Origin of the sequence: Streptomyces sp. NPDC001678 (assembly GCF_042892945.1) — a bacterium.
Classification (GTDB): Bacteria; Actinomycetota; Actinomycetes; order Streptomycetales; family Streptomycetaceae; genus Streptomyces.
This window is the reverse complement of sequence record NZ_JBIAUP010000005.1, coordinates 470,456-495,891: the sequence shown is the minus strand read 5'-3', so window position 1 is coordinate 495,891 and position 25,436 is coordinate 470,456. Positions and strand designations below refer to the sequence as shown.

The window sequence follows — 25,436 nt, the reverse complement described above, 5'->3', positions numbered from 1 at the left end:
CTGAAGAAAACCTGAGGTTCCTGAAGGCCCGTTCAGTCCGGCAGCGGGAAACGCGCCACCAGGAGCGCCCCGCCGCCCGCCCGCGAGTCCGCCGCCAGGTCCCCGCCGTGCGCCCGGGCGATCTCCCGGGCGATGGCCAGCCCCAGTCCGCTGCCGCCGCTCTCCCGGTCGCGCGCCGCGTCCAGCCGCACGAACCGTTCGAAGACCCGTTCCCGCTGCTCCGGCGGGATCCCGGGCCCGTCGTCGGCGACCTCCAGCACCGCGCACCGGCCCGCCGGATCGGCATACGCCCGCACGGTGACCCGCGAGGCGGCGTGCCGCAGGGCGTTGTCCACCAGGTTGGCCAGCAGCCGCTCCAGCTGGCCCGCCCGGCCGCGCAGCGGTACGGGCCCGGGGGCGTCCACCGTGACCGGCACCCGGGGCGCGGGGCGGCGGGCGGCCTCCTCGGCGGCCAGCAGCGCCAGATCGACGGGCTCCGTCGCGCCCGGGGGGACGCGCGCGTCGAACCGGGCGAGCAGCAGCAGGTCCGCCGCGACGCGCTGGAGCCGCACGGTGTCGGCCAGGGCCGCCCGTACCGCCCCGGGCGTCGGCCCGCCGGGCGCGCTCAGCGCGACCTCCAGCTGGGTGCGCACGGCGGCCACGGGGTTGCGCAGCTCGTGGGAGGCGTCGGCGACGAACTGCCGCTGTCTGCCGACCGCCTGCTCCAGCCGGTCCAGGGTGGCGTTGACGGTCCGGGCCAGCCGGGCCACCTCGTCGTCCGCCGGCGGCTCCGGCACCCGGCGGTCCAGCTCGCTGGCGGTCACCTCCGCCAGCTCGGTGCGGATCCGGGTCACCGGGCGCAGCGCCAGCCCGGTGACCGCCCAGCCGAGGCCGGCGGCCAGCGCGATCAGCAGGGGCGCGGCGGCGAGCAGGCCCATGGCGATGGTGTGCGTGGCGTCGTCGACATCGCTGAGGACGGTCAGCGCGTAGACGTAGCGCTCCTCGGCGCCGGGCGGTGTGGCGCGGACGACGACCAGGTCGCCGCGCTGGCCGCCCATGGCCCGGGTCACGGTGGAAGCGGTGTCGGCGCCCGGTGCGGGCCGCAGCGGGGCGAGCCGGCGGGCCAGGGGCTCGGCCGAGGGGCGGGTCGTGGCGATCACCGTGCCGCGCGGGTCGAGGACGAGCACGACGTCTACGCCGTCCCGGGGCGCGGGCAGCAGCGCGGGCAGCGGCCCGGCGTCCGCCCGGGCCGCCACCTCGCGGGCGGCCAGCTCGGTGCGGCCGCTGACGTTGTCCAGCAGGTTGGCGCGCAGGACCGTGTAGAGCCAGGCCCCGCCCGCCGTGAGCAGCAGCGCCATCGCCAGCGCGGCGGCCGCCGCGCAGCGGCCCCGGACGGTGCGGGGGAAGGGCCGGGAGCGGCGCGTCCGGCGGGGCTCAGCCACCGTCGGGCGCCATGCGGTAACCGGTGCCGTGCACGGTGAGGATGGACCGGCGGCCGAAGGGCGCGTCTATCTTCCGGCGGAGGGAGGAGACGTAGACCTCGACGATGTTGGGGTCCGTCCCGCCGGGTGAGTCCCACACCTCGTCGAGGATGTCCCGTTTGGCCACCGTCCCGCCCTCGGCGGCCATCAGGCAGCGCAGCACGGCCAGCTCGCGGGCGGTCAGCTCGATCTCCCGGCCGCCCCGGCGGCAGCGCCGCCCGGCCGTGTCCAGCTCCAGGTCCCCGGCCCGCAGCAGGGGGCTGCCGGCCGCGCCGCGGCGGCGGCCCAGCGCCCGCAGCCGGGCGAGCAGCACCACGAAGGAGAACGGCTTGGTGAGGTAGTCGTCGGCGCCCGCGTCGAGCCCCTCCGCCTCGTCGTACTCGCCGTCCTTCGCCGTCAGCATCAGCACCGGCGTCCACACGCCCAGCCGGCGCAGCCGCCCGCACACCTCGTAGCCGTCGAGGCCCGGCAGCATCACATCCAGGATGATCACGTCGTACGGGCCGGCCAGGGCGGCCTCCAAGCCCCGGTGCCCGTCGTGGGCGACGTCCGCCCAGTGTCCCTCGGCGGCCAGCCCCCGTCGGAGGGTGTCCGCGAGACCCGTCTCGTCCTCGACTATCAAGATGCGCACGCCCCAAGCCTCACATAACCGACGGGACGCAACTCGGGCACCGCCATCCGGGGTCACGGTGCGTGATGTCGCGCACACTTAGTGGAAGGGTCGTAACCGGGCGGTGTCGCGGCGGGTTGACGCACCGGCACCGCAGGATCGACGACGCAGGACGGAGCAGTGGTTCAGCGATGAGCAAGCGCCAGAAGGGCCGCCGACACCGCAGGGTCAACCGCACGCCGCGCCCGGTGGGCCCCTCCCGCCGGGGCGCGGCCCGGCCCGAGCCGAGGCCGGAGCACCGGGGGGAACACCGGGGAGAACAGCGCCACGAGCCGCGCCAGGAGGGGCTCGTGGAGGGGCGCGTGGCAGGGCGGTCCAAGGAGATCCCCGCGCTCGGCCGCCATGAGGCACGCACCTGGGACGGGCTGCTGGCCCGCGGCGCCGAGGGCGCCTCCGTCGACGAACTGTGCCTCGCGGTGGGCTATCAGGCCCGCACCATCCTCAAGCACGTCACCGGCCTCGCCGATCACGGTCTGGCGGAGCTGCGCGACGAGCGCTGGTACGCCACGGCCGAGGCCCTGGAGAGCGCCGGCCGGCAGCCCGCGGCCGTCGGCCGCTGACGCGCTCCGGGCCGGGGGGATCCCGCACTCCCCCGGCCCGGGGTCCTCTCCACCGGCTCTACCGGCCGGTGTTCCGCGCGCCCCCGCCCCCGCCCTCGTACCGGGCCCGGGCGAGGGCCGCCGGGTCCTCCTCGGACGGCCGCCCGGGCACGGCGAGGGCGGTACCCGCCGTCATGACCCCTCCGGCGTCCGGTAGGCGCGGTAGCCGATGCGCAGCCGTGTCGCGTCGAAGGCGTACGGCAGCGGGTGCCTGGGCCCCAGCCGGACCCCGGCCACCGCCAGTTCGCCGCCGCGCAGGAACTCGGCGACGAACCCCGTGGCCAGCAGGAGCCCCAGCTCCATGCCGCTGCACCGCGCCTCGCCCCGGCTGAAGGGGCTGACCGCCCAGTCGCGCTCGGCCGTGCCGTCCAGCCACTTCTCCGGCGCGAACCGGTGCGCGTAGTCGATGCGTTCCGCGTCCCGCGCGTGGAACGCGGCGGGCACCAGCACATTGACGCCGCCCGGGGCCACCGCCGACCGCCAGCGGGTCTCGGCGGTGGTGCGCCGCAACAGGTTCGCCACCGGCGGCCACAGCCGCGCCGCGTCCTGCACACAGGCCCGCAGATACGGCATCGCCAGGAACCCGGGCACCGTGTGGGCGCCGTGCACCCGGTCCGCGTCCCGTACCTCCTGGGCGGCCTGCCGGTAGTGCGCCGGGTGGGTGGCGAGCAGGGCCAGCGTCTGCACCACCGCCGCGTGCACCACGGCCAGCGCCATGAACCAGTGCGCGACCTGCCCCTCGGGGGCCGTCTCCGGGCCCCGGGGCGCGGTCCGGAACAGCCCGCCGAGGCTGCGCGGATCGGCGTCGCACAGATAGCGGGCCTGCCGCTGCATCATCCGGCGCCGGACCCGGCGGGTGCGTGCCGTCCGCCAGCGCCGGGCGCCCATCCAGTTGGCCTCGGCCAGCAGTTCGTCCAGCAGCCGGGAGAACTCCAGGTCGTCGGCGGCCGCGTCGCCCAGGAAGCAGCGGCGCCCCACCCGGTCGAGGCGCTCGCGCACCCGGCCGGCCGGCAGCCCGGCCTCCGCCTCCGGGCCCAGCAGCGCCCGCGCCTCCTCGCCCACCACCCGCAGGAAGTGCCCCGCGAGCCGGTGGGCCGGGCAGCCGGCGTCCAGCACCGCGTCGTTGAAGGCGCGCCGTGTCGTGCGCTGCCTGCCGTGCGAGGCGATCAGGGCCTCGGGCTGCACGGCGGCGAAGCCGCTGACCTTCTCCCAGGTGTCCACCGCGTAGATCTCCACGGGCCCGGCCAGCACCTGCCGGGCGTCCTCGGCGTCCAGCACCAGCAGCGTGGGCCCCGAGGTGCCGCGCACCACGACCGGCCCCTTGCCGTGCCGCCGGCGCAGGGCGCCCATCAGCTCGGCGCCGTGCCGGCCGGGGTCCAGCCGGGCCACGAGCCGGGCGACGCGCGGCCGGGGCCGGAAGACGCCCTTGAGGTAGTCGGGCAGGAAGTAGGCCAGCGTCAGCCGCAGGTTCTCGCTCCGGGAGGCGACCGGCAGGGCGGTGCCCGCCTCGTCCCGGACGGCCGTGGTGCCGGAGGTCTCGCTCGTCCAGGTCACGCCGGCACCACCGTCTCGGGCGCCGGGCCCGCGCCGGGGGCCGTGAACGGCGGGGTGCTCTGCGGAGGATGTGCTACGGAAACGGACATGCTTCAGCTCCATGCGGTGGGGGGCCGGTGGAAGACGTGGTGGAGCGGCCGCGCGCGGGCGGACGTCGTGCGCGGTACGGGGAGGCGGGAGGTGTCAGAGGACGGGCGGCACGGTGGTCACCGGGGCCTCGATGAGCACGGGCCCGTCCTGGCCGGCCGTGGCAGCGCCGACCAGTTCGGCGAGGTGGGCGGGGTCGGTCGCGCGGTGGGCGGGCACCCCGTAGCCGCGTGCCAGCGCGCACAGGTCGAGGCCGGGGAGGTCCAGGCCGGGGACGCCGGGGGTGTTCTCGAAGCGGCCGGACCATTTGAGGGCCGCGTACTCGCGGTTGGCGGGGACCACGAAGGTGACGGGCACCCGGTAGGCGGCCGCCGTCCACAGCGCGGTGATGGCGTACTGCGCGGAGCCGTCGCCCACCAGGGCCACCACCGGCCGGTCGGGGCGGCCGAGCCGGGCCCCGACGGCGGCCGGCAGGCCGAAGCCCAGGCCGCCGCCCGTCGTCATCAGGAAGGAGCCGGGCCGGTCGACGCGGACGTGGTCGCGGAACGCCTGGATGTTGGAGGGGGATTCATTGACCCACAGGGTGTCGGCGGGGGCCGCGCTGGCGATGGCGGCGAGCGCGATGGACGCCGACATCGGCTCCCCGTCGGCCTCCGGGACCTCGACGGGGGTGTCGTCGGCGCGGTGTGCCGCCTCGTCGTGCGCGCGTTTGTCGACCAGCTCGCACAGCAGCTCCAGGGTGGGCCGCAGCCCCGCCACGAGCGCGTCGCCCACGGGCGCCCGGGCGGCCTCGCCGGGGTCGCTGGTGAGCAGCGTCAGCTCGGTGCCCTCGGGGAGCAGCGGGCCGGGGACGTAGGGGTGGTAGCGGAAGACGGGCGCGCCCACCACCAGGACCAGGTCGTGACCGGCGAGGGTCTGCGCCAGCGGCCCGATGGCCGGGGGCAGGACGCCCTGGTAGAGCGGGTGGGTCTCCGGGAAGCCCACGCGCCCCTCGATCGGCGAGGCCCATACGGGCAGCCCGCGGCGCTCGGCGAGGGCCACGGCGGCGTCCCAGGCGCCCTCCGCGTCCACCGCGCCGCCCGTCACCAGCACGGGGTCGACCGCCGTCATCAGCCGGTGGGCGAGCGCCTCGACGTCGGCGCGGTCCGCCTGGGCGGGCCCGCCGACCCGGCGGGCGGTGGCGTGCCGGGCGGCCCGGGCCTCGGCCGCGTCGAGCTGCACGTCGAAGTCGTCCATCGGCAGCGAGAGGAACACCGGGCCGCGCGGCGCGCTCTCGGCGATGTGGAACGCCCGGGCGAGCGCGGCCGGCACGTCCTGGGGGCGCGGCGGTTCGTAGGCCCACTTCACGGCGGGGCGGGGCAGGAGGGTGGCGTCGGCATTGGTCAGCTGCGCCTCCATGGTCATCATGGCCCGCACCTGCTGTCCCGCCGTCACCACCATCGGGGTGTGGTTGGCGGCGGCCGTGACGATCGCCCCCATGGCGCCCGCCACCCCGGGGGCGGTGTGGAGATTGACCAGGGCCGTCCGCCCGGTGGCCTGGGCGTGGCCGTCGGCCATTCCCACGACCACGGCCTCCTGGAGGCCGAGCACATACCGGAAGTCCTCGGGGAAGTCCTGGAGGAAGGGGAGCTCGGTGGAGCCCGGGTTGCCGAACACCGTCGTCGCTCCGCGGGACCGCAACAGCTCACGAGTGGCTGCGCGTACGGTCGTCATCGCCTGGCACCTCTTGGGATCCGTGGGCCGATCGGGGGAGGGGAGCATTGCCACTTCCCGCCCGCCGAAGCCAGGACCCCGGAAGATCACCTGAGTATTCATCCGAGCGGGTGAATACGCCCTGACCTGCGGGCTGTTGCCGTCGGGCGGGTTCTAGCGTCCCCCGTATGCCAGATATGGATCAGATCATCCGACGGATTCGCAGAGACATGAACACCGAGCTGCGCAAGCGGGCGCGGCGGGCGCTCGACGGGCCGTCGGGGTGGGCCGTCTCGGGCGAGGCCGGTGAGTCCGGGGAGGAGGGGCGCTCGGGCGGGGAGGCGGCCGCGCCGGCCGCCACCGGGCCCGCGCAGCAGGGCGAATAGCGGCAGCGGGGAGAACAGCGACGGGCCCCGCCGTCCGGGGCAGTGGGCGGCGGGGCGTCGACGGAAGGGACGGGAACGGCGGGGGTCAGCCGCGGCCTCCCGGAGTGCCCCTGCCGAGGCCCATGCGCGCGCAGGCGAGGGCGATCAGGCAGCACGCGGCGCCGATGACGACATTGCTGACGACGGCGCGGGTGGCGAAGGCGTGACCGGCGACGACCCAGGGCGAGACGATCGTCCAGAGGGCCAGGCCGACGGCGGCCCAGCTCATGGCATGGGTGCGTTCATAGGCGGAGCCAAAACCTCCGACCAGGCATGCGAAGGCGATGCCCACGATCAGATTGTTGATGGTCAGGTTGGTGGCGGCATTGAAGCCCACAATCCATGGCGAGGCGGCCAGATAGACGCCGCAGAGGAGTGCGAGGGCCTCGACGGCCTGGGCGGCGGTGGTCGCCGTCGTCTCCTCGGAGTGGGCACGGAGCGCCAGGATGTCGGGGTGGGTTTCGATCCGGGGCGACGTAGGGACGGTCACGTCAGCCACCTTCTTTCCCTGTGGGTCTGGACCTGGCGCCATTTTACCCCAATTACCCTTTAATTCACCTAAATGGGCGGTGTATCGAGCGAGGGAAGGGGGAAGGCTTACGGGTCAGAACCGAACGGCAGGGGGAGGCGACCCACCATGGAAGAGACCGCAGCACGAGAAGAGCGCGCCCGCGCCCGCCCCGACGCCCCGGACAAGGCGGCACCCCCGCCCACCGAGGACGATCCGGAGGGAGCGGAAGCCGCCGAGTCCCACATCATCCGCGGCATGGACTGACGACCGACCTGACGCTCACGGGACGTTTCCCGGGCGGAAAGATCCACGTGGTCCATCGGGCGTGCGGAACGCCGACAACAGCCGTATGCGTGTCGTCATCGTCACCGAATCGTTTCCGCCCGACGTCAACGGCGTCGCGCACTGCGCCTGGCAGACCGCCCGGCACCTCGTGCTGCGCGGCCACGAACCGCTGGTCGTGGCCCCGGCCGGACCCCGGGGCACGGAGCCCGGGGCCGGCGCGGCCGTACCCTGCCCGGTCGTACGGGTACGGTCCGTCCCGCTGCCCGGCTACGCGCAGATCCGCGTCGCGCTGCCGGGCCGGCGGCTGGCCGCCGCGATCGGCGCCCACCGGCCCGACGTCGTCCACCTCGGCAGCCCGTTCGTCCTCGGCGCCCGCGCCGTGCGCACCGCCGGACGCCTCGGGCTCCCGGCCGTCGCCGTCTACCAGACCGACCTCGCCGGCTACGCCCGGACGTACGTCGGCGCGGGCGAGGCCTACGCCTGGCACCGGCTGCGCGCCATCCACGGCGCGGCCGACCGCACCCTCGCCCCCTCCGCCGCGGCCGTCCGCGACCTGGTGGCGCACGGGGTGCCCCGGGTCCGGCTGTGGCGGCGCGGGGTGGACTCCGAACGTTTCCACCCGGCCCGGCGCGACCTGGAGCTGCGGCGCGCGCTGGCGCCCGGCGGCGAGCTGATCGTCGGCTATGTGGGGCGGCTCGCGCCCGAGAAGCACGTGGAGTTACTGGCCCCCGTCTGCGCCCTGCCCGGCGTGCGGGTCGTCATCACGGGCGACGGACCGCACGCGGCGCGGCTGCGCGCCCTGCTGCCCGGGGCGCGCTTCCTCGGCACCCGCACCGGCGACGAACTCGCCCGTGTCTTCGCCTCGCTGGACGTCTTCGTCCACACCGGCCCCCAGGAGACCTTCTGCCAGACCATCCAGGAGGCCCAGGCCAGCGGCGTGCCCGTCGTCGCCCCCGCCGTCGGCGGCCCCCTGGACCTCATCGACCACGCCCGTACGGGCCTGCTGGTCCGTCCCCGCGACCCCGAGGCCCTCCGCGACGCGGTCCTCACCCTGGAGACCGCCCGGGGCACCCGCGACGCGTACGGCCGCGCGGGCCGGGCCGCGGTCCTCACCCGCACCTGGACCGCGATTGGCGACCAGCTCCTCGACCACTACCGCGAGGTCCTCACGGAACGGTCGGAGGGACGGGAGGGGACGCCCCAGCTGATCCCGTGACCATGACCGTCCCCGAAGACGGTCCGCCGGACCGTCCGGTCGTGCCGCGCTCGTCCCCCAACCCCCGCTCCGGCCGGGGGTGCTGATGGCCCGTCACGCTGTGCGCCACCCCCGGCCGGCCTTCGGTCAGCCGCCCTGGAGGAGGTCCAGCATGTCCTGGCGGGCGAACATGGCCGCGGTGTCGACGGCCGAGGGCATACCGGCGGCCGGGTCCGCGCCATGGTCGACCAGGAGGCGGACGACCTCGCTCTCCCCCTTGAAGACGGCGCCCGCCAGCGGGGTCTGGCCCCGGTCGTTGGGGCGGTCCGCGTCGGCGCCGCGCTCCAGGAGGGCGGAGACCGTCGCGGTGTGGCCGTGGTAGGCGGCGAGCATCAGCAGCGAGTCGCCCCGGTCATTGGTGAGATTGACCGGAACTCCAGCGTCCACATAGGCGGCAAGGGTATCGGTGTCGCCGTGCCGTGCCAGGTCGAAGACCTTGGCCGCGAGCTGGAGCACCTCCGGGTCGTGTGCGGGCTCTTCGGAGGCCGGTGTCGGCTCGGTCATAATTCGTCATCCTCCGTACGGGTGTATCCCCAGTTGCTTAAAAAATACTTTCTGTGAAGCTGGAGGAACTTGTGGTGACCGCCCCCAGTTCCCAGGAGATTCCCATGATCCTCTCCATCTCGGGCGTCGTACTGCTCGGTGTCGTCGTATTCCTGTTCTTCCGCAAGGACAACCTCAAGCCGTCGCACGGCCTCGTCTGCGCCCTGTTCGGCTTCTACCTCGCGGGAACGGGCATCGCGCCGAGCATCAAGGCGGGCGGCGCGAGCCTGGCCAGCCTGCTGGGCGGCATCAAGTTCTAGGAGAAAGCTCTAGGAGAACGACGTGGGCCGGCGTTCACTCCCCCGCATCCCGACCGGGCCCGCCGTGCCCTCCCCGGGCCGGGAGCTGGCGCGCGGCCTCGCCGACAACGCCCGGGACATGTTCTACCCGCTGCTCGTCGTCGCCCGCGGGCTGCGGTCGCTGGCCGCCACCGGACGCCACGGCTGGGGGCGCATGCCACGGGAGCGCCGCGGTCCCACCCTGCTCCTGGTGGTCTCGTGCCTGGCCATCGTGGCGCTCGTCCCCTTCGGGCCGACGCTGGGCACCGCGGCCCTGCTGGCGGCGGGCGCCTGGGCGGGACGCGACCGGGGCGGGGCGCGGGGGGCGGCGGCCGAACCGGACGAGGAGCAGAGCCACCGGCTCCAGGCGCTCTACGAGGCGCTCGTGCCCTACTTCTCCGCCCCGCAGGACCCCCGGCCGCTCTATCAGCCCGGCGGCGACTGGCGGCAGGCGTTCGAGGAGCACGCGTTCGACAGCCTGGGCAGGCTGTCCGCCCTCCGGCTGCGCTACCCCGGCTACTTCACCGACGGCGAGGAGGGCGCGCGGGCCAGGATCGAGCAACTGCTGCACCTCAAGGCGGGCCGGGGCCCGGAGTACCGCTTCGACTGGGACGAGGCCGCCAACCGCCTGGCCCTGGGCGTCCTGCCGGTGCTGCCCACCGACGTGTGGGCCCAGCGCTTCGTGACCGCGCCCGGCGAGACCGTGCTGGGCTTCACCGACCCGTCCGCCGTGCTGCGGACCGTGCCCGTGACGGCCGGCGAGGAGACGTACGACGCGCCGCCCGTCGTCTGGCGCACCGGCCCGCGCTCCACCGAGCCGCACCTGCTGGCCCTCGGCCAGCCGTCGGCCGGCGTCACGACGCTGCTGCGCTCGGTCGTCCTCCAGGCCCTGCCCCACGGCGACGTGGTGGTCGTGGACGGCGGGGGCGCGGGCGAGTACGCCTGCCTGGAGGGCCGGGACGGAGTGCTGGCCGTCGAGTCCTCGCTGCCGGGCGCGCTCGCCGTCCTGGAGTGGGCCTCCCACGAGACCGAGCGGCGGCTGCTGGCCGCCGGGCGCGCCCGGCGGGAGGGGCGGCCCCTGCCCGTCGACGTGCGGCGCCCGCTGTGGATCGTCGTGGACCGGCCCGGGGCGCTGAGCCACCTCGCCGCGCGGGAGGGGCGGCCCGATCCGCAGGAGCTCCTGGCGGTGCCGCTGCGGCACGGGCGGACGGCGCAGGTCACCGTGGCGGTGGGGGAACATCTGGAGGGCGTGGGGCGGCTCGCCGAGGCGGTGCTCGCCCACACCCGGGCCCGGGCCGTCCTGGGCGCGGTCGCCCCGGACCAGGTGACGGCCGTGCTCGGCGCGCCCTCGCACACCACCCCGGCCGACCACGTGCCGCCGGGGCGCGGGTACGCGAGGGTGGGCACGGGACCGGTGCACCGGCTCCAGGTGCCGGCCACGCCGGACCCCTACGACGAGGAGACGTCCGACGCGCAGCGGCGGGCGGTGCTGGCCCTGCTGCCGGCCCGGACGGTGTAGCGCCCGGGGCCCGGGGGCGAAGCCCCCGGACCGTCAGGCGACGTAGGTGCGCGGCATCTCCACCGCCGCCGTCGCGCCGCTCGCCACCAGGCGGGCGGCTTCGGCGAGGCGGGTCGCGGCCTCCTCGGCGACGGCGCCGTTCACGGTGAACGGCAGACGCACATAGCCCTCGAACGCCCCGTCGACGCCGAAGCGGGGACCGGACGGCACCCGTACCCCCAGGCGCTCGCCCGCCTCGGCGATCCGGGAGCCGGAGAGGCCGCCGGTGCGCACCCACAGGGTGAGGCCGCCGTGGGGGACGGTGAACTCCCAGTCGGGGAGGTGGCGTCGGACCGCGGCGACGAGCGCGTCGCGGTTCTCGCGCGTCTGGTCGCGCCGTATGGCGATGGACTCGTCCCAGCCCCCGGTGTTGAGCAGCCAGGTGACGGCGAGCTGGTCGAGGACGGGCGTGCCGAGGTCGGCGTAGGCGCGGGCGGCGATCAGGCTGCGGATCACCTCGGGCGCGGCGCGCACCCAGCCGATGCGCAGTCCTCCCCAGAAGGACTTGCTGGCCGAGCCGACGGTGATGACGGCGTTCCCGGCGGGATCGAAGGCACAGACGGGACGCGGAAGTTCGACGTCCGGGTCCAGGGCGAGCTCGGACATGGTCTCGTCCGCGACGAGCAGCGTGCCGGCGGCCCGGGCCGCCTCCACCAGCGCCCGGCGCTGGTCCTCGGGGGCGAGGGCGCCGGTGGGGTTGTGGAAGTCGGCGATGACGTAGGCCATGCGGGGTGCGGCGTCGCGCAGGACCTGGCGCCAGGCGGCCAGGTCCCAGCCCGCGAGGCCGCCGGCCATCGCCACGGGGACGAGCCGGGCGCCGGCCTCGCGCATCAGCTGCAGGACGTTGGCGTACGAGGGGGATTCGACGGCGACCCGCTCGCCGCGCCCGGCCATCAGCCGGCAGATGGCGGCGACGGCGCCCATGGCGCCGGTGGTGACCATGATCTGCTCGGGCATGGTGGGGATGCCGCGGGCCGTGTAGCGGTCGGCGAGGGCCTGGCGCAGGGCGGGCAGGCCGGCCGGGTAGTCGCCGTGGGTGTGGGCGTAGGGCGGCAGCTCCTCCAGGGCGCCCTGGACGGCGCGGGTGAGCCAGGGCTCGGGGGCGGTGAGGGCGGCGCAGCCGAGGTCGATCACGGAGCCGGCGGCCTCGGGCGGCAGCGGGTCCAGGGCTCTGGTGGGCAGCGGGTTTCCGGCGGGCACGGCGGTCCAGCTGCCGGCGCCGCGCCGGGACTCCAGGAAGCCCTCGCCGCGCAGGGCCTCGTAGGCGGCGGCGACGGTGGTGCGGCTGACGGAGAGGGCGGCGGCCAGTTCGCGCTCGGCGGGCAGCCGGGCGGCCACGGGGACGCGGCCCTCCAGGACGAGGAGCCGGATGCGGTCGGCCAGGGAGCGGTAGGCGGGGGTGCGCCGGCCGCCGAGCGGTGTGACGGTGTCGCGGGTGTGGGGTGAGCCGAGGAGGCGGGCCAGCTGCGGCGCCCCCACCGAAGAGGTCCACTGGGTCATGGCGTGCAGTCCACCTTTCCGCAATTGGCCATGGATCAATGTTCGATCCAGTCCACAGACTGTCATGCCTCAGGCCACTCGCACCACCACAGGGGGATATCTCTATGTCCGCGCACGATTCCGCGCCCCGGAGTCCGGGGCTGACCCGCCGTCTCGTCCAGCTGTACACCGGGCTCGTGCTGTACGGGGTGAGCTGCGCGTTGCAGCTGCGCGCCGGGCTGGGACTGGCCCCCTGGGACGTGCTCAACCAGGGCGTGGCGCGGCACACGGGCCTGTCGATCGGCACGGTGGTGATCGCCATCGGCGCCCTGGTGCTGCTGCTGTGGATCCCGCTGCGGCAGCGCCCCGGGCTGGGCACGGTCTCCAATGTGCTGATGATCGGCCTGGTGATGGACGCCACACTCGGTGTGACGCCCACCCCGGGTTCGCTGTGGATACGGATTCCGCTACTGCTGTTCGCGGTGGTGCTGTGCGGGGTGGCCACGGGGCTGTACATCACGCCGCGCTTCGGCCCGGGCCCGCGCGACGGGCTGATGACGGGGCTGCACCGCAGGACGGGGTGGTCGGTGCGGCTGGTGCGGACCTTTATCGAGGTGGCCGTGCTGGCGACCGGCTTCGCGCTGGGCGGTTCGGTGGGCGTGGGCACGGCGCTCTTCGCGGTGTGCATCGGGCCCCTGGCCCAGTTCTTCCTGCGCTTCTTCGCCCCCGCGCAGCAGCGGCCGACGATCGCGGTGGCAGGCTCGGCGGGCGTACCGGAGGCCGCCGATCAGGCCAGGTCCGCCCAGGACGCACCGGACCCGGTTTAGGCGCGAAACCAGCGGGCCGGTAGTGTACGCCTTCGACCCGCCGGATGGACCGTTACTGCGCGCTCAAGTAGCAACAGCACAGGGTGACATCTATTGCCAGATGTGACAAAACGGGCGCTGGTGGGTACAACAAGGGGCGGCACGACGGGCGACGCATGTCCCTCAACGGGGAATCTTCACCGCCGACCGGACGTTGACCGGATGACGACGACAGCGACACCTGTCCTGTGGGCGACAAGCCCGGGAGGCACGAATTCATGAGTGAGCGAGCTCTTCGCGGCACGCGACTTGTGGTGACCAGCTACGAGACCGACCGCGGCATCGATCTGGCCCCGCGCCAGGCGGTGGAGTACGCATGCCCGAACGGCCATCGATTTGAGATGCCGTTCTCGGTAGAGGCGGAGATTCCGCCGGAGTGGGAGTGCAAGGCGTGCGGCGCCGTGGCACTCCTGGTGGACGGCGATGGTCCCGAGGAGAAGAAGGGCAAGCCCGCGCGTACGCACTGGGACATGCTCATGGAGCGGCGCACCCGCGAGGAGCTGGAGGAGGTGCTGGCCGAGAGGCTGGCCGTCCTGCGCTCCGGCGCCATGAACATCGCCGTGCATCCTCGGGACACGCGCAAGTCCGCCTGACGGCGGTCCGCCGCGTTTCCCATCGCACGACCAAGGGCCCGGGCCACTGCGAAAGCAGTGGCCCGGGCCCTTTTATGCCCTCGGGTAGCGCCCCAAAGGGGCGCGGGGAACTGCGCGACCAGCCACGACGCACCCGCAGATGCGTACCGGACCCCAGCGGAGCACTCAGCGCGGCAGCTGGGGGTCGTCCGTGCGCGGCGACCGCGGCTGGTCCTCGCGGATGACCTCGCCCTGGACGACCTTGCCGTCGGGCTGCTGCATCCGTACCCGCTGCGCCTGCTGGAAGGCGTCCCCCAGCGTCCCCGGCGCCGCCTGGGTCGCGTAGCCGGTGAGCTTCCGCTCGGCGGTCCGGCGGATCAGCGCCCTCGTCGGCGGGAAGAGACAGAGCAGCCCGGCCACGTCGGAGATCAGCCCCGGCACCATGATCAGCAGCCCGCCGAGCATCGTCAGGGCGTTACCGCCGCCCCCGCCGTCCTGCGGGGCCTGCGGGGCGGCGCCCTGCTGGAAGGAGCCGCTCAGCCGCTGCCAGGCCCGCCGCCCGGCCCGCTTGATCACATACGAGCCGGCGATCACTCCCCCGGCCAGCAGGGCGAACACCGTGAGCCCGCCCGCCGCGCCCGCCACCAGCACCAGCAGCCAGATCTCCAGGACCGCCCACACGGCCACGCCGAGGGGGACCAGCCTGCGGGCCCGGCCGCGCCCGGGCGGCCGGCTGTTCAACGTCTGCTGCTGCGCTCCGAACGTCATGCCTCAAGTGTGCCTGGACGGCGGCCGGACGGCCGGAGCGTGCTTATGGAGCCCTTACCCGGCCCCGGAGGGCCGTCAGCGCTCCTTGCCGAGGGCCTTGGAGGTCGCCTTGGCGACCCGGGAGCCGACGCCCCAGGACGTGACCCGCCACAGCGCCTCCGCGACGATGTCACGGCTCATCTTGCTGTCGCCCAGCTCGCGCTCGACGAAGGTGATGGGGACCTCCACCACGTGGAAGCCCGCCTTGACCGCGCGCCAGGCGAGGTCGACCTGGAAGCAGTAGCCCTGGGAGGCCACCTCCTCCATGCCCAGCCCCTCCAGGGTCTCCCGGCGGAAGGCCCGGTAGCCGCCGGTGACGTCACGGATCGGCACGTCCAGCATGAGCCGGGAGTAGGTCGAGCCGCCCCGGGAGAGGAACTCCCGGGACTTCGGCCAGTTCACGACCCGGCCGCCGGGCACCCAGCGCGAGCCCAGCACCAGGTCGGCGCCCTTGAGCGCGGTGAGCAGCCGGGGCAGCTCCTCCGGCTGGTGGGAGCCGTCGGCGTCCATCTCCACGAGCACGCCGTAGCCGTTGTCCAGGCCCCAGCGGAAGCCCGCCAGATAGGCGGCGCCGAGCCCCTCCTTGCCCTGCCGGTGCAGCACCTTGACGTGCTCGTCCTCGGCCGCCAGCTCGTCGGCGAGCTTTCCGGTCCCGTCGGGGCTGTTGTCGTCCGCGACGAGGACGTGCGCCTCCGGCACGGCCTGCCGCACCCGGGCGACGATGGGCTTGATGTTCTCCGCCTCGTTGTAGGTCGGGATGATCACCAAGGTCGTGCCGAGCGGACCGAATCTCCGCTGACCACCGTCGTTCACTTCTGGCACTACTGGCCCTTCCGGTTCGAGGTCTCGTCCGCCCGTGCCCGACGGGAGGTCAGGACCGCCGCCGCGCAGGACAGAAGACCCACCATAGCGAGCGCCCATTCCGGGCCCGCACCGACGCGGTCGGCAACCGTCGTGCCGTCACGCAGGGGGATGCTCGCGGAGATCACATCACGGGTGAACTCCTCGCTGCGCTGGAGCACCCGGCCGTCGGGGGCGACGACCGCGCTGATGCCGCTGGTGGCGGCCGTGACCACGGCCCGGCCGTGCTCGACGGCCCGCAGCCGGCTCATGGCCAGCTGCTGCTCGGGCTGCCCGGTGCGGCCGTAGGTGGCGTTGTTGGTCTGGACGACCAGGGCGCGGGCACCGGCCGCCACCGTGTCGTGGACGATCTCGTCGTAGGCGACCTCGAAGCAGATGACGTCGCCGAGCCGGGCCGGGCCGACCTGGAGCACACCGGTGCGGTCGCCCGGGTAGAAGTCGCGGGGGACGCGCTGGAGCCGGGAGATGACCTTGCTCAGCTGGTCCCGGAAGGGCACGTACTCGCCGAAGGGCACCGGGTGCTGCTTGGCGTAGGAGGCGCCGGGGCCGGTCACCGGGTCCCAGACGATGCCCTTGTTGTCGATGTAGCCGCTCTTGCCGGGATGGTCGACGAGGGCGCCCACCAGGACGGGGACGCCCACGGCCCGCACCGCCTCCTGGATGCGGTCGTAGGCCTCGGCGTACTGGAAGGGGTCGAGGTCGGAGGAGTTCTCCGGCCAGATCACCAGGTCGGGCTTCGGCGCCTTGCCCGCCTTGATGTCGCGGGCCAGCTGGAGCGTGGCGTCGACGTGGTTGTTGAGCACCATCAGGGGCCGGCCGAGGAAGTCCATGCCGGGCTTCTCGACGTTGCCCTGGACGATCGCGATGTTCACGGTGTCGTCCGCCTTCGTGGGCACCGGCACGGCGTACCCGGCGAGCCCGACCACCAGGGCCGTCCCGAGCGCCCCGGCGGCGGGCAGCACGGCCCGTACGCCCCGGGGCCCGCCCCGCAGCCGCCACGCGGCGAGCAGCGCGTACGCCAGCAGCCCGCCGGCCAGGGCCACCGCGAAGCTCACCAGCGGCGCCCCGCCCAGCGCGGCGAGCGGGGTGAAGGGGGAGCCGGTGTTCGCGAAGGCCAGCCGGCCCCAGGGGAAGCCGCCGAACGGCGTCCGGTCCCGCGCCCACTCCTCGGCGATCCACAGGCACGCCCCCCACAGCGGCCACACGGGCAGCCGGGAGGTCAGCGCGAGCCCGGCGCCGAGCACGGCCAGGAAGACCGCCTCGACGACCGACAGGCCCAGCACGGCGTCGTAGCCGACCACGTGCAGCCAGCGCAGCAGGAAGAAGAAGAACGGCAGCCCGAACGCGAAACCCGTCCAGGCGCCCTGGCGGACGGTGCGCCCCCGCGTCAGCAGCGCCAGCGCGGCCACCGAGACCACCGACAGCGGCCACAGGCCGTACGGGGGGAAGGCGAGGGCGAGCACGAGCCCGGCGACGGCCGCGAGGGCGGTGCGCCGCGCCTCGTGGCGGGCGAGCCGGACCAGGCGGACGGCCCGGCCCGGGCGCGGCTCGGGGGCCGGGGGCGGCGCGGCCGGGGCGGCTTCCGCAGTGGTTTCGGGAGTTGTCTCGGGACCCGAGGGCACGGTCGCTTCTTCCTGGAGCGGGCAGGGGTGTCAGCTGACGACCGTACCTCGGTCGGGGGCGCTCGCGGCCCGCAGGGGCGACGATCGCCCGCCCCGCGCTCGGGTCGGAATGGGGGCCCGGTGTCCTTCGGGCCGATTCCCGGAACCGCCGGCTGCGGTCGGCCGAGAGCCGTTGTCTACTGAACGTCCGGGCCCCACCCGGGTCGCACCTGCCGGCCCGGCCGAACCGTCCCTCGCCCCCGTGCGCTGGACCTGGCTCCCAGTGGCGGGGCCGCCTTCCCGGCGCACCGCCCCATGGCCCAGCGGCGTTCGACGACTGCGTGGAGGTTCTCCGGTCGGACGTCCTTGGTGGACAGCGGAGAACCTACCGGCCGCCGCCCGGAGTGTGTCAACACCCTCGCGACCTGCGTGTGTCGCTCAAATCAGCAGGTCAGTACGGTAGATGGGGCCGTGCGGGGACGGCCCGGGGGACGTCGTTCGGCGGTACGTGGATCTTGGCGCGTCACTCGTTCGGACGCGCGTGGACCGTCCGCCCGCCCACGACCGTCCGCAGGCACACCGGCAGCGGGGCGCCCGGGGTGAGGTCGGGCAGGCCGGGGGTGCCGGAGCGGGGGTCGGTGGACCAGTTCGCCACCCGGCTGTCGGGCACCTGGACCACCAGGTCGCCGGTCTCCCAGACCGCGTAGTCGGCGGGCGCGCCCGGCACCAGGACGCCCGCGTCGTCCCGGCCGATCGCCCGCCAGCCGCCGCGCGTGTGCGCGGTGAAGGCGGCCCGGACCGAGACGCGGTGGGACGGCGTGCGGTGGAAGGCGGCGGCCCGGACCGTGCCCCAGGGGTCGAGGGGGGTCACGGGGCTGTCGGAGCCCAGCGCGAGCGGGACTCCGGCGCGCAGCATGGCCGCGTACGGGTTGAGCGTACGGGCCCGCTCGCGGCCCAGGCGCTCGGCGTACATGCCCTCCTCCCCGCCCCAGGCGGCGTCGAAGGCGGGCTGGACGGAGGCGGTGAGGGCGAACTCGGCGAAGCCCGCGATCAGCTCGGGGGTGAGCATCTCGGCGTGCTCGACCCGGTGCCGGGCGGCGCGGACGCGCTCCAGGCCCACCTTCTCGGCGGCCGCGCGCACGCCCTCGACGACGGCGGTGATCGCGGCGTCGCCGATGGCGTGGAAGCCGGCCTGGATGCCGGCCTCGGTGCAGGCGGCGACGTGGGCGGCGACGGCGGCGGCGTCGAGGTTGGCGCTGCCCGTGCCGCCCGGGGAGTCGGCGTACGGCTCGTGGAGGCAAGCCGTGTGGGAGCCGAGGGAGCCGTCCACGAACAGGTCGCCGGCGGCGCCGAGCGCGCCCAGCGCGCGGATCCGGTCGGCGTCCTCGGGGGTGGTGACCCGCTCGGCCCAGTAGCCGGTGACCCGGGGGCCGGGCTCCTCGGCGGCCAGCCGCAGCAGCCCGGTGAGGTCGTCCTCGGAGGAGATCAGCGGCCCGGCGCACTCGTGGACGGAGCCGATGCCCAGGGCGGCGGCGCGGGCGAGCGCGGCGCGCTGCGCCTCGGTGCGCTGGGCGGGGGTGAGGGAGGCGTGCGCGGTGTCGCGCACGGCGTGGTGGGCGTCGCCCGTCAGCGGGGCGTCGGGGGCGAAGCCGGACAGCTCGCGGACGCCGGGGACGAGGTCGAGGAGGGCGGTGGTGACGACGGCGGAGTGGACGTCGGCGCGGGTGAGGTAGAGCGGCCGGCCGCCGGTGGCCTCGTCGAGCTCCCGGCGGGACGGGGGCCGGCGGTCGGGCCAGGCGCTGGCGTCCCAGCCGTGCCCGAGCAGCACCCGGTCGGCGGGGCGCGCGGCGGCGTACGCCCGCACCCGGTCCAGGGCGGCGGCGAGCGTGGGCGCGCCGGTGAGGTCCAGGCCGGTGAGCGCGAGGCCGGTGGCGGTGGTGTGCACGTGCGCGTCGGTGAACGCGGGGGTGACGAGCGCGCCGCGCAGGTCGACGACCTCGTCGACGCCGTCGGCGAAGGAGTCGGCGGCGCCCTCGGAGCCGACCCAGGAGACGCTGTCGCCCTCCACGATCATCGCGGTGGCGAAGGGGTCGGCGGGGCTGTAGACGTTGCCGTTGCGCAGCAGCACGGTGGTGGGCTCGCTCATGAGGGTCAGTCTCTCCCCAGCCCCGCCCCTTCCCGAAACCGGGGCTCCGCCCCGCTCACCCCACCCGCGGCGGCCGCGCCTCGTACGGCGTCGACAGGACGATCGTCGTCCGCGTGGACACCCCCGCCAGCGAACGGATCCGCGCCAGCAAATGTTCGAGCTCCAGTGGCGTGGCCACCCGCACCTTCAGGATGTAGTTCTCGTCGCCCGCCACGCTGTGGCACGCCTCGATCTCGGGGATCTCCGCCAGCCGGTCCGCGATGTCGTCGGGCGCGCTGGGATCGAAGGGCTTCACCGAGATGAAGGCGGTCAGGGGCAGCCCGACGGCCTCGGGGTCGACGACCGCCGCGTAGCCGCGGATGACGCCCCGCTGTTCGAGCCGGCGCACGCGCTGGTGCACCGCCGATGTGGACAGGCCAGTGGCCTTGCCCAGGTCGGTGTAGCTCATCCGCCCGTCCTTGACGAGCAGTTCCACGATCTCTTTGTCCAACTCCTCCACGCGGGTCAACCTACTGGTTCCTGGCGCGCCGGGCACAGTCGACGGCGCCGCAGGCGCGCGAATCATGTGACGAATGCCACAGACATGCACCCGTGTCCTCCCGTGCGCGGCGATTACCCGCCTTGTCGTACGGGAAGTGCTTGCTGTGGCCGCGGCCGAGGTGCCCGGCCGGCCCATCCGAGGGGGAAAACACACCATGCCCAGCCTGGAACGCCTGGAAACCGACGGCGACGGTGGTCTGTACGAGGAGACCTACGAGATGTTCCGGGTGATGTGCCCGGACTGCGCGCGGCCCATCGCTCTCCTCGCCGACGAGGACGTGCTCCCGGAGCACGCGCTGTGCCCGTCCCCGTGGGACCCGTTCGGGCTGACGGTCTGCCCGGGCTCGGGGTGCGGCGTGGAGGAGGCCGATCCGGCCGACGAGTCGCAGGGGGCCCAGGATCTGGACGCGGCGTTGCTGTTGACGCTGCCGGAGAGCCTGGACTGGCGGACGCAGCCGTTCTCCCACATCGGGGGGCCGGGCTCGCGCCCGCTGCGGGTGCCGGAGCAGGGCGGCCGCCGCTCCTGACGGCGGGCCGTCCGGGGCGGGAGCCGACTGCTACGGTCGGGGCCCCGCGCGCCGCGCGCGGGGCCCGACGACCTTCGAGGAGTTCGCGTGCCGTTGCCGATTCCCCTCCACTGCCCACGCTGCGGTGCCGCCGCCGGGGACTTCTCGGGCTGCGCGGCCTGCCGGGAGGAAGGGATCGGCGCCAACCCCGTGCCGCCGCTCGCGGATCTGTCGGGGCTGTCCCTGGAGACGTACCCGGGCGGGCCGTGGGGCTGGCCCTCGGCGCTGTCGGCGCCCGTCGCCGCCCCGGTCACGCTCGGCGAGGGCGGCACGCCCGTCGTGCCCCTGGCGGAGGGCGGGCCGGACGGGCTGTGGGTGAAGTACGAGGGGGCCAACCCGACCGGTTCGCACAAGGACCGGGCGATGGCCGTGGGCGTCGCGGCGGCGCTGGCCGCGGGCGCGGACACGGTCGTGGCGGCCTCCTCGGGCAACGCGGGCGCCGCCGTCGCCGCGTACGCCGCCCGGGCCGGCCTGCGCTGCGTGGTGTTCACCACGGATCAGGTCCCCGGGCCGCTGCGGGCGCAGATCGACGCGCTGGGCGCGGTGCGGGTCGTCCGGGACTTCGCCACGCGGAACGCCGCGATGCACGAGGCCGTCGAGCGGTTCGGCTGGTATCCGCTGACCAGTTACGCCTCCCCCGCCCCGGGCGGCAACGCCTATGCCAACGAGGGCTACAAGTCCGTCGCCTACGAGCTCGCCCGGGACTTCGCCGGTTTCCGTGAGGGCACGGGGGCCGTGGTGGTGCCCACCTGCCGGGCCGATCTGCTGTCCGGGATCGCCCGTGGCTTCCGTGAGCTGCGGGCGGCCGGGCTGGTGTCCGGTACGCCCCGGCTGGTCGCGGCCGAGCCGGCGGGCGCCGCCCCGTACAGCGCGGCCCTGGCGCTCGCCGAACGGGCGGAGCAGGAGCGGGTGTCGGTGGACCCGCTGCCCACCCCCGCCTTCTCGCTCGGCGAGAGCCGTCCGGTGTGGCAGGGGCTCGACGCACTGTGGGGCGCGGACGGAGCGGCGTTCGCCGTGCCCGCCGAGGAGTTCATGGCCGAGCACCGGGCGCTGGCTGCGCGCGGGCTGTTCCTGGAACCGTCGTCGGCGGTGGGCGTCGCGGCAGCCCGCCGCGTGCTGCGGGAGCACGGCGAGGACGGGCCGGTCGTGGCGATCGGCACGGCGACGGGGCTCAAGGACACGGCGAGTGTGGCCGGCCCCGGGGCGGCCGAGGAGCGCGTGCCGGAGCTGGTCGAGCTGACCCGGTAAGGGGCGCGGGGAACTGCGCGACCAGCCACGGACGGCCGGCAGCCGACTACGCGTCAGCGGGATTCCGGCCCCGCCAGGTGCCGCGCCACCACCATCCGCTGAATCTGATTCGTACCTTCCACAATCTGAAGAACCTTCGCCTCCCGCATATACCGCTCCGCGGGGAAATCCACCGTGTAGCCGTAGCCGCCCATGAGCTGCACCGCGTCGGTGGTGACCCGCATCGCCGCGTCCGTGCAGAAGAGCTTGGCCATGGCGGCCTGTTTGGCGAAGGGCAGGCCCGCGTCGCGGAGCCGGGCGGCGGCGAGGTAGAGCGCACGGCCCGCCTCGATCTGGGTGGCCATGTCGGCGAGCATGAACCGCAGCCCCTGGAAGTCGGCGACCGGGCGGCCGAACTGCTGTCGTTCGGCGGTGAAGGACAGCGCCTGGTCGAGGGCGGCCTGGGCGACGCCCACGGCGCAGGCGGCGATGCCGAGCCGCCCGGAGTCGAGGGCGGACAGGGCGATGGCGAAGCCCTGGCCCTCCTCGCCGAGGCGCCGCGCGTCGGTGACCTCGACCCCGTCGAAGTGCAGCTGGGCGGTGGGCGAGCCCTTCATGCCCATCTTCCGCTCGGGCGGCGCCGCCGTGAGGCCCGGGGCGTCGCCGGGCACCAGGAAAGCGGTGATGCCGTGGGCGCCCTCGCCGCCGGTGCGCGCCAGGACGGTGTAGAAGTCGGCGATCCCGCCGTGGGTGATCCAGGCCTTGGTGCCCTCGATGGTCCAGGTGTCGCCGACGCGGGTGGCGCGGGTGCGCAGCGAGGCGGCGTCGGAGCCGGCGGCGGGCTCGGAGAGGCAGTAGGCGCCCAGGAGGCCCCCGCCGAGCATGGCGGGCAGGTGCGTCTGCCGCTGCTCCTTGGTGCCGTAGCCGGCCAGGGCGTGGCAGGCGAGGGTGTGGACGCTGACGCCGAGGCCCACGGTGAGGCGGGCGGCGGCGAGCTCCTCGAGTGCCTGGAGATAGACCTCGTACGGCTGGTCGCCGCCGCCGAACTCCTCGGCGTACGGCAGGGCGAGCAGCCCCGACGTGGAGAGCAGCCGGAAGACCTCGCGCGGGAAGTGCCCGGCGTCCTCCTCCTCGGCCGCGGTGGGCGCGATCTCCCGCTGCACCAGGTCCCGTACGAGCGAGATCAGGTCGCGGGCCTCCTCCGTGGGCAGCTGACGTTCCACCGGCTGCGGTCCGTGATCGGTCATGGCGGTGGCTCTCCTCCCTGTCGGGCGCTGCGGCGACGGCCGCCCGAGGGTGGGGGCGACGCTGCCGTGGATGCCCAGCCGATGGTCGCGCGCCGGGTCGCGGAAACGCGCGACCTGCGGCTGTGGCGGGTTGGAGTATGCCCGATCGGGGGCCCCGCGTCACCGGTCCGCCGATCTTGAATGCCGATCTTGAATATTGGCTCGGTTTGGTACGAACCATTGACCGTATTGGTCTAGTCCTCCTACGGTTTCCCCACCGTTCAACGCGTCCATGCCAAGAGCGCGTTCCTCCCCCACCGAGGAGACCTCATGCCCAGACCGTACGGACAGCGCGCCCGCGCCTGGCTCACGGCGGTGACCGCCGGAGCCGCCCTGCTGGCGGGCGGCCTCACCGCGAGCCCGGCCACGGCCGACGACACCCCGGACGCCTCCGCCGGCCACCGGGTCGTCGGCTACTTCACCAACTGGGGCGTCTACGACCGCGGTTACCACGTGAAGAACATCGAGACCTCCGGCTCCGCCGCGAAGCTCACCCACATCAACTACGCCTTCGGCAACGTCACCGGCGGCAAGTGCGCGATCGGCGACGCCTACGCCGACTACGACAGGTTCTACGACGCCGCCGGCAGCGTCGACGGCAAGGCCGACACCTGGGACGACGGCGCCCTGCGCGGCAACTTCAACCAGTTGCGCAAGCTCAAGAAGCTCCACCCCGGCCTCAAGGTGGTCTGGTCCTTCGGCGGCTGGACCTGGTCCGGCGGCTTCGGCGAGGCGGCGAAGAACCCCGCCGCGTTCGCGGAGTCCTGTTACGGGCTGGTCAAGGACCCGCGCTGGGCCGATGTCTTCGACGGCATCGACATCGACTGGGAGTACCCCAACGCCTGCGGGCTGACCTGCGACACCAGCGGCCGCACCGCCTTCCGCGACGTCATGGCGGCGCTGCGCGCGAAGTTCGGGGGCAAGAGCCTGGTCACCGCGGCCATCACCGCCGACGCCTCCTCCGGCGGCAAGATCGACGCCGTCGACTACGCGGGCGCCGCACGCTCCGTCGACTGGTACAACCCCATGACCTACGACTACTTCGGCGCCTGGGACGCCAAGGGCCCCACCGCCCCCCACTCACCGCTGACGTCCTACGACGGCATCCCGAAGGCCGGGTTCAACACCGACGCGACCATCACCAAGCTCCAGTCGCTCGGCATCCCGTCGTCCAAGCTGCTGCTGGGCATCGGCTTCTACGGGCGCGGCTGGACCGGCGTCACCCAGTCCGCCCCCGGCGGCACGGCCACCGGCCCCGCGAAGGGCACCTACGAGGCCGGCTTCGAGGACTACCGGGTGCTGAGGAACACCTGCCCGGCCACCGGCACGGTCGGCGGCACCGCCTACGCCAAGTGCGGCGACAACTGGTGGAGCTACGACACCCCGTCCACCATCGCCGGGAAGATGGCCTACAAGAACCGGCAGAACCTGGGCGGCACGTTCTTCTGGGAGCTCAGCGGCGACACGGCCGACGGTGAGCTGATCAAGTCCATCAACTGATCCCGCGGTTCTTACGGATCCCACGGATCCCACACGGCGAACGCCTCCCGTCCGGCGGACGGGAGGCGTTCGCCGTTCTCACTCCGAGGGGAAGAGCCCGGGCTCGATCTCCGGCTGCTCCAGCGGCCGGGTCGCCAGCGAGGTGTCGGCCTTGGCGCGCTCGGCTATCTCACGGCACGTCAGGAACTCCACGTCACCGTGCGACATGCCGTACTCGATCAGGGAGCGCAGCGCCATCGCCCGGCCCGGACGGCCGGTGAGGAAGGGGTGATTGGTGAGCATGAACAGCGAGTTGTAGTGCCGCATCGCGTCCAGCTCGTACTTCCACATCGACAGCACCTTCTGCGGGTCCTCGATGATGGACCCGATCTGCGGCGCCGGCAGGAACGCGTACTGCTCCCAGTCGTCCAGCGACCAGTGCGGGGGCAGTTCCACGACACCGCCCCTGTCGGTGGGCACGTGGTAGGGGCGGTCGTCGTTCATCATCGACGAGTCGTAGGCCAGCCCGTACTCCGCGACGAGCGAGGCCGTCTGCCAGCTCGCCTCCCACAGCCCCGCGCGGTGGCCGTGGACGGGTACGTCCTGTTTCCGGAAGACCTCAAGGGCGCGTTCGAAGTCGTTGCGTTCCTCGGCGAACGTCATCGACGTCGCCGGCACATGGCTGTAGGAGTGATGCGCCACCTCGTGGCCCGCCTCCACCACCTGCGCCACGAGATTCGGGCGGCGCTCGGCCACCCAGCCCGGGAAGAAGAACGTGGCGGGCACGCCGAGTTCACGCAGAATCCCCAGGATGCGCGGCACGCCCACATCGGGGCCAAAAGCCTGATGGGTCATCGTCATCGCGTGCCGCGAGTACTTCTCGCCCATGGAGAGCACACCGGTCTCGGCGTCCACATCGAATGTGAGCGCCACCGCTGCGGCCTTTCCGGGGCCAAGCCAGGATGCAGTCATGAAAGGGACCCTAAACAGGGCGGGGACCCTTCACAATGGACACTCGCACATGATCACGGCCCCTTGCGTGTAGATCTGCACAACAGCCCCCACAGGAAGCCCTGTCAGCGGCCGTGA

The 25,436-nt window shown here is 74.2% G+C and carries 25 protein-coding genes; 11 read left to right on the top strand and 14 right to left on the bottom strand.

All coding sequences use genetic code 11. The features are described 5' to 3' along the window. Window positions 1-32: 32 nt before the first annotated feature. Window positions 33-1,421, bottom strand: coding sequence for a sensor histidine kinase (locus ACFYZR_RS14085; RefSeq protein WP_391909674.1), 1,389 nt, complete (start codon window positions 1,419-1,421; stop codon window positions 33-35). Next, complete coding sequence (locus ACFYZR_RS14080; RefSeq protein ID WP_391909672.1) at window positions 1,414-2,091, bottom strand: response regulator transcription factor; 678 nt, start codon at window positions 2,089-2,091, stop codon at window positions 1,414-1,416. The genes ACFYZR_RS14085 and ACFYZR_RS14080 overlap by 8 nt, the downstream gene beginning before the upstream one ends. Before the next feature lie 170 nt (window positions 2,092-2,261). Here ACFYZR_RS14080 and ACFYZR_RS14075 point away from each other — a divergent pair, with 170 nt between their 5' ends. Continuing rightward, window positions 2,262-2,690: a hypothetical protein gene (locus tag ACFYZR_RS14075; protein ID WP_391909669.1), complete on the top strand. Its 429-nt coding sequence runs from the start codon at window positions 2,262-2,264 to the stop codon at window positions 2,688-2,690. 171 nt (window positions 2,691-2,861) lie between these two features. On the opposite strand, the gene ACFYZR_RS14070 is transcribed toward ACFYZR_RS14075, so the two are convergent. Next, entirely contained in the window at window positions 2,862-4,283 is a 1,422-nt protein-coding gene (locus ACFYZR_RS14070) for a cytochrome P450 (protein ID WP_391909666.1), read from the bottom strand. A 183-nt stretch (window positions 4,284-4,466) separates the two neighbouring features. Then, complete coding sequence (gene mdlC, locus ACFYZR_RS14065; protein WP_391909663.1) at window positions 4,467-6,083, bottom strand: benzoylformate decarboxylase; 1,617 nt, start codon at window positions 6,081-6,083, stop codon at window positions 4,467-4,469. A 209-nt stretch (window positions 6,084-6,292) separates the two neighbouring features. On the opposite strand from mdlC, the gene ACFYZR_RS14060 reads away from it, so the two are divergent. After that, on the top strand, window positions 6,293-6,448 hold the full coding sequence (locus ACFYZR_RS14060; protein WP_391909661.1) for a hypothetical protein: 156 nt from the start codon (window positions 6,293-6,295) through the stop codon (window positions 6,446-6,448). A gap of 85 nt (window positions 6,449-6,533) precedes the next feature. Here the strand turns inward: ACFYZR_RS14060 and ACFYZR_RS14055 are convergent, their stop codons facing one another. Continuing rightward, a complete protein-coding gene (locus ACFYZR_RS14055; protein ID WP_391909658.1) occupies window positions 6,534-6,977 on the bottom strand; it encodes an SPW repeat protein in 444 nt (147 codons plus the stop codon). A 147-nt stretch (window positions 6,978-7,124) separates the two neighbouring features. On the opposite strand from ACFYZR_RS14055, the gene ACFYZR_RS14050 reads away from it, so the two are divergent. Continuing rightward, on the top strand, window positions 7,125-7,262 hold the full coding sequence (locus ACFYZR_RS14050; protein ID WP_391909655.1) for a hypothetical protein: 138 nt from the start codon (window positions 7,125-7,127) through the stop codon (window positions 7,260-7,262). Window positions 7,263-7,347: 85 nt separating this feature from the next. Then, on the top strand, window positions 7,348-8,499 hold the full coding sequence (locus ACFYZR_RS14045) for a glycosyltransferase family 4 protein (RefSeq protein ID WP_391909652.1): 1,152 nt from the start codon (window positions 7,348-7,350) through the stop codon (window positions 8,497-8,499). A gap of 126 nt (window positions 8,500-8,625) precedes the next feature. Here the strand turns inward: ACFYZR_RS14045 and ACFYZR_RS14040 are convergent, their stop codons facing one another. Continuing rightward, on the bottom strand, window positions 8,626-9,042 hold the full coding sequence (locus tag ACFYZR_RS14040; protein ID WP_391909649.1) for an ankyrin repeat domain-containing protein: 417 nt from the start codon (window positions 9,040-9,042) through the stop codon (window positions 8,626-8,628). A 104-nt stretch (window positions 9,043-9,146) separates the two neighbouring features. Between ACFYZR_RS14040 and ACFYZR_RS14035 the strand changes: the two genes are divergently transcribed. Beyond that, on the top strand, window positions 9,147-9,341 hold the full coding sequence (locus ACFYZR_RS14035; protein WP_126913219.1) for a hypothetical protein: 195 nt from the start codon (window positions 9,147-9,149) through the stop codon (window positions 9,339-9,341). A 22-nt stretch (window positions 9,342-9,363) separates the two neighbouring features. After that, window positions 9,364-10,878, top strand: a complete 1,515-nt coding sequence (locus ACFYZR_RS14030) for a hypothetical protein (RefSeq protein WP_391909647.1) — start codon at window positions 9,364-9,366, stop codon at window positions 10,876-10,878. 33 nt (window positions 10,879-10,911) lie between these two features. On the opposite strand, the gene ACFYZR_RS14025 is transcribed toward ACFYZR_RS14030, so the two are convergent. Continuing rightward, window positions 10,912-12,417, bottom strand: coding sequence for a PLP-dependent aminotransferase family protein (locus tag ACFYZR_RS14025; protein WP_391909644.1), 1,506 nt, complete (start codon window positions 12,415-12,417; stop codon window positions 10,912-10,914). Between the two features lie 104 nt (window positions 12,418-12,521). Between ACFYZR_RS14025 and ACFYZR_RS14020 the strand changes: the two genes are divergently transcribed. Continuing rightward, a complete protein-coding gene (locus tag ACFYZR_RS14020; protein ID WP_391909641.1) occupies window positions 12,522-13,223 on the top strand; it encodes a YitT family protein in 702 nt (233 codons plus the stop codon). Between the two features lie 257 nt (window positions 13,224-13,480). Beyond that, a complete protein-coding gene (locus ACFYZR_RS14015; protein WP_004948858.1) occupies window positions 13,481-13,855 on the top strand; it encodes an RNA polymerase-binding protein RbpA in 375 nt (124 codons plus the stop codon). A 165-nt stretch (window positions 13,856-14,020) separates the two neighbouring features. Here ACFYZR_RS14015 and fxsA read toward each other — a convergent pair whose 3' ends face one another. From fxsA to ACFYZR_RS13990, 5 genes are all read right to left on the bottom strand, one after another. Further along, entirely contained in the window at window positions 14,021-14,602 is a 582-nt protein-coding gene (fxsA, locus tag ACFYZR_RS14010; protein ID WP_391909637.1) for an FxsA family membrane protein, read from the bottom strand. Between the two features lie 75 nt (window positions 14,603-14,677). After that, a complete protein-coding gene (locus ACFYZR_RS14005) occupies window positions 14,678-15,454 on the bottom strand; it encodes a polyprenol monophosphomannose synthase (protein ID WP_391909821.1) in 777 nt (258 codons plus the stop codon). 8 nt (window positions 15,455-15,462) lie between these two features. After that, a complete protein-coding gene (lnt, locus tag ACFYZR_RS14000) occupies window positions 15,463-17,124 on the bottom strand; it encodes an apolipoprotein N-acyltransferase (protein ID WP_391909635.1) in 1,662 nt (553 codons plus the stop codon). Between the two features lie 502 nt (window positions 17,125-17,626). Continuing rightward, on the bottom strand, window positions 17,627-19,249 hold the full coding sequence (locus tag ACFYZR_RS13995) for an amidohydrolase (RefSeq protein ID WP_391909632.1): 1,623 nt from the start codon (window positions 19,247-19,249) through the stop codon (window positions 17,627-17,629). 55 nt (window positions 19,250-19,304) lie between these two features. Further along, complete coding sequence (locus ACFYZR_RS13990; RefSeq protein ID WP_004948875.1) at window positions 19,305-19,748, bottom strand: Lrp/AsnC family transcriptional regulator; 444 nt, start codon at window positions 19,746-19,748, stop codon at window positions 19,305-19,307. Between the two features lie 196 nt (window positions 19,749-19,944). On the opposite strand from ACFYZR_RS13990, the gene ACFYZR_RS13985 reads away from it, so the two are divergent. Together ACFYZR_RS13985 and ACFYZR_RS13980 are read left to right on the top strand one after the other, a co-directional pair. Further along, a complete protein-coding gene (locus ACFYZR_RS13985) occupies window positions 19,945-20,316 on the top strand; it encodes a hypothetical protein (RefSeq protein WP_391909629.1) in 372 nt (123 codons plus the stop codon). A gap of 87 nt (window positions 20,317-20,403) precedes the next feature. After that, complete coding sequence (locus ACFYZR_RS13980) at window positions 20,404-21,603, top strand: pyridoxal-phosphate dependent enzyme (RefSeq protein WP_391909626.1); 1,200 nt, start codon at window positions 20,404-20,406, stop codon at window positions 21,601-21,603. Between the two features lie 53 nt (window positions 21,604-21,656). Here ACFYZR_RS13980 and ACFYZR_RS13975 read toward each other — a convergent pair whose 3' ends face one another. Next, window positions 21,657-22,829, bottom strand: coding sequence for an acyl-CoA dehydrogenase family protein (locus tag ACFYZR_RS13975; RefSeq protein WP_391909624.1), 1,173 nt, complete (start codon window positions 22,827-22,829; stop codon window positions 21,657-21,659). A gap of 309 nt (window positions 22,830-23,138) precedes the next feature. On the opposite strand from ACFYZR_RS13975, the gene ACFYZR_RS13970 reads away from it, so the two are divergent. After that, window positions 23,139-24,368: a glycoside hydrolase family 18 protein gene (locus ACFYZR_RS13970; RefSeq protein WP_391909621.1), complete on the top strand. Its 1,230-nt coding sequence runs from the start codon at window positions 23,139-23,141 to the stop codon at window positions 24,366-24,368. 78 nt (window positions 24,369-24,446) lie between these two features. On the opposite strand, the gene ACFYZR_RS13965 is transcribed toward ACFYZR_RS13970, so the two are convergent. Further along, complete coding sequence (locus ACFYZR_RS13965; protein ID WP_391909618.1) at window positions 24,447-25,319, bottom strand: polysaccharide deacetylase; 873 nt, start codon at window positions 25,317-25,319, stop codon at window positions 24,447-24,449. Window positions 25,320-25,436: the final 117 nt, after the last annotated feature.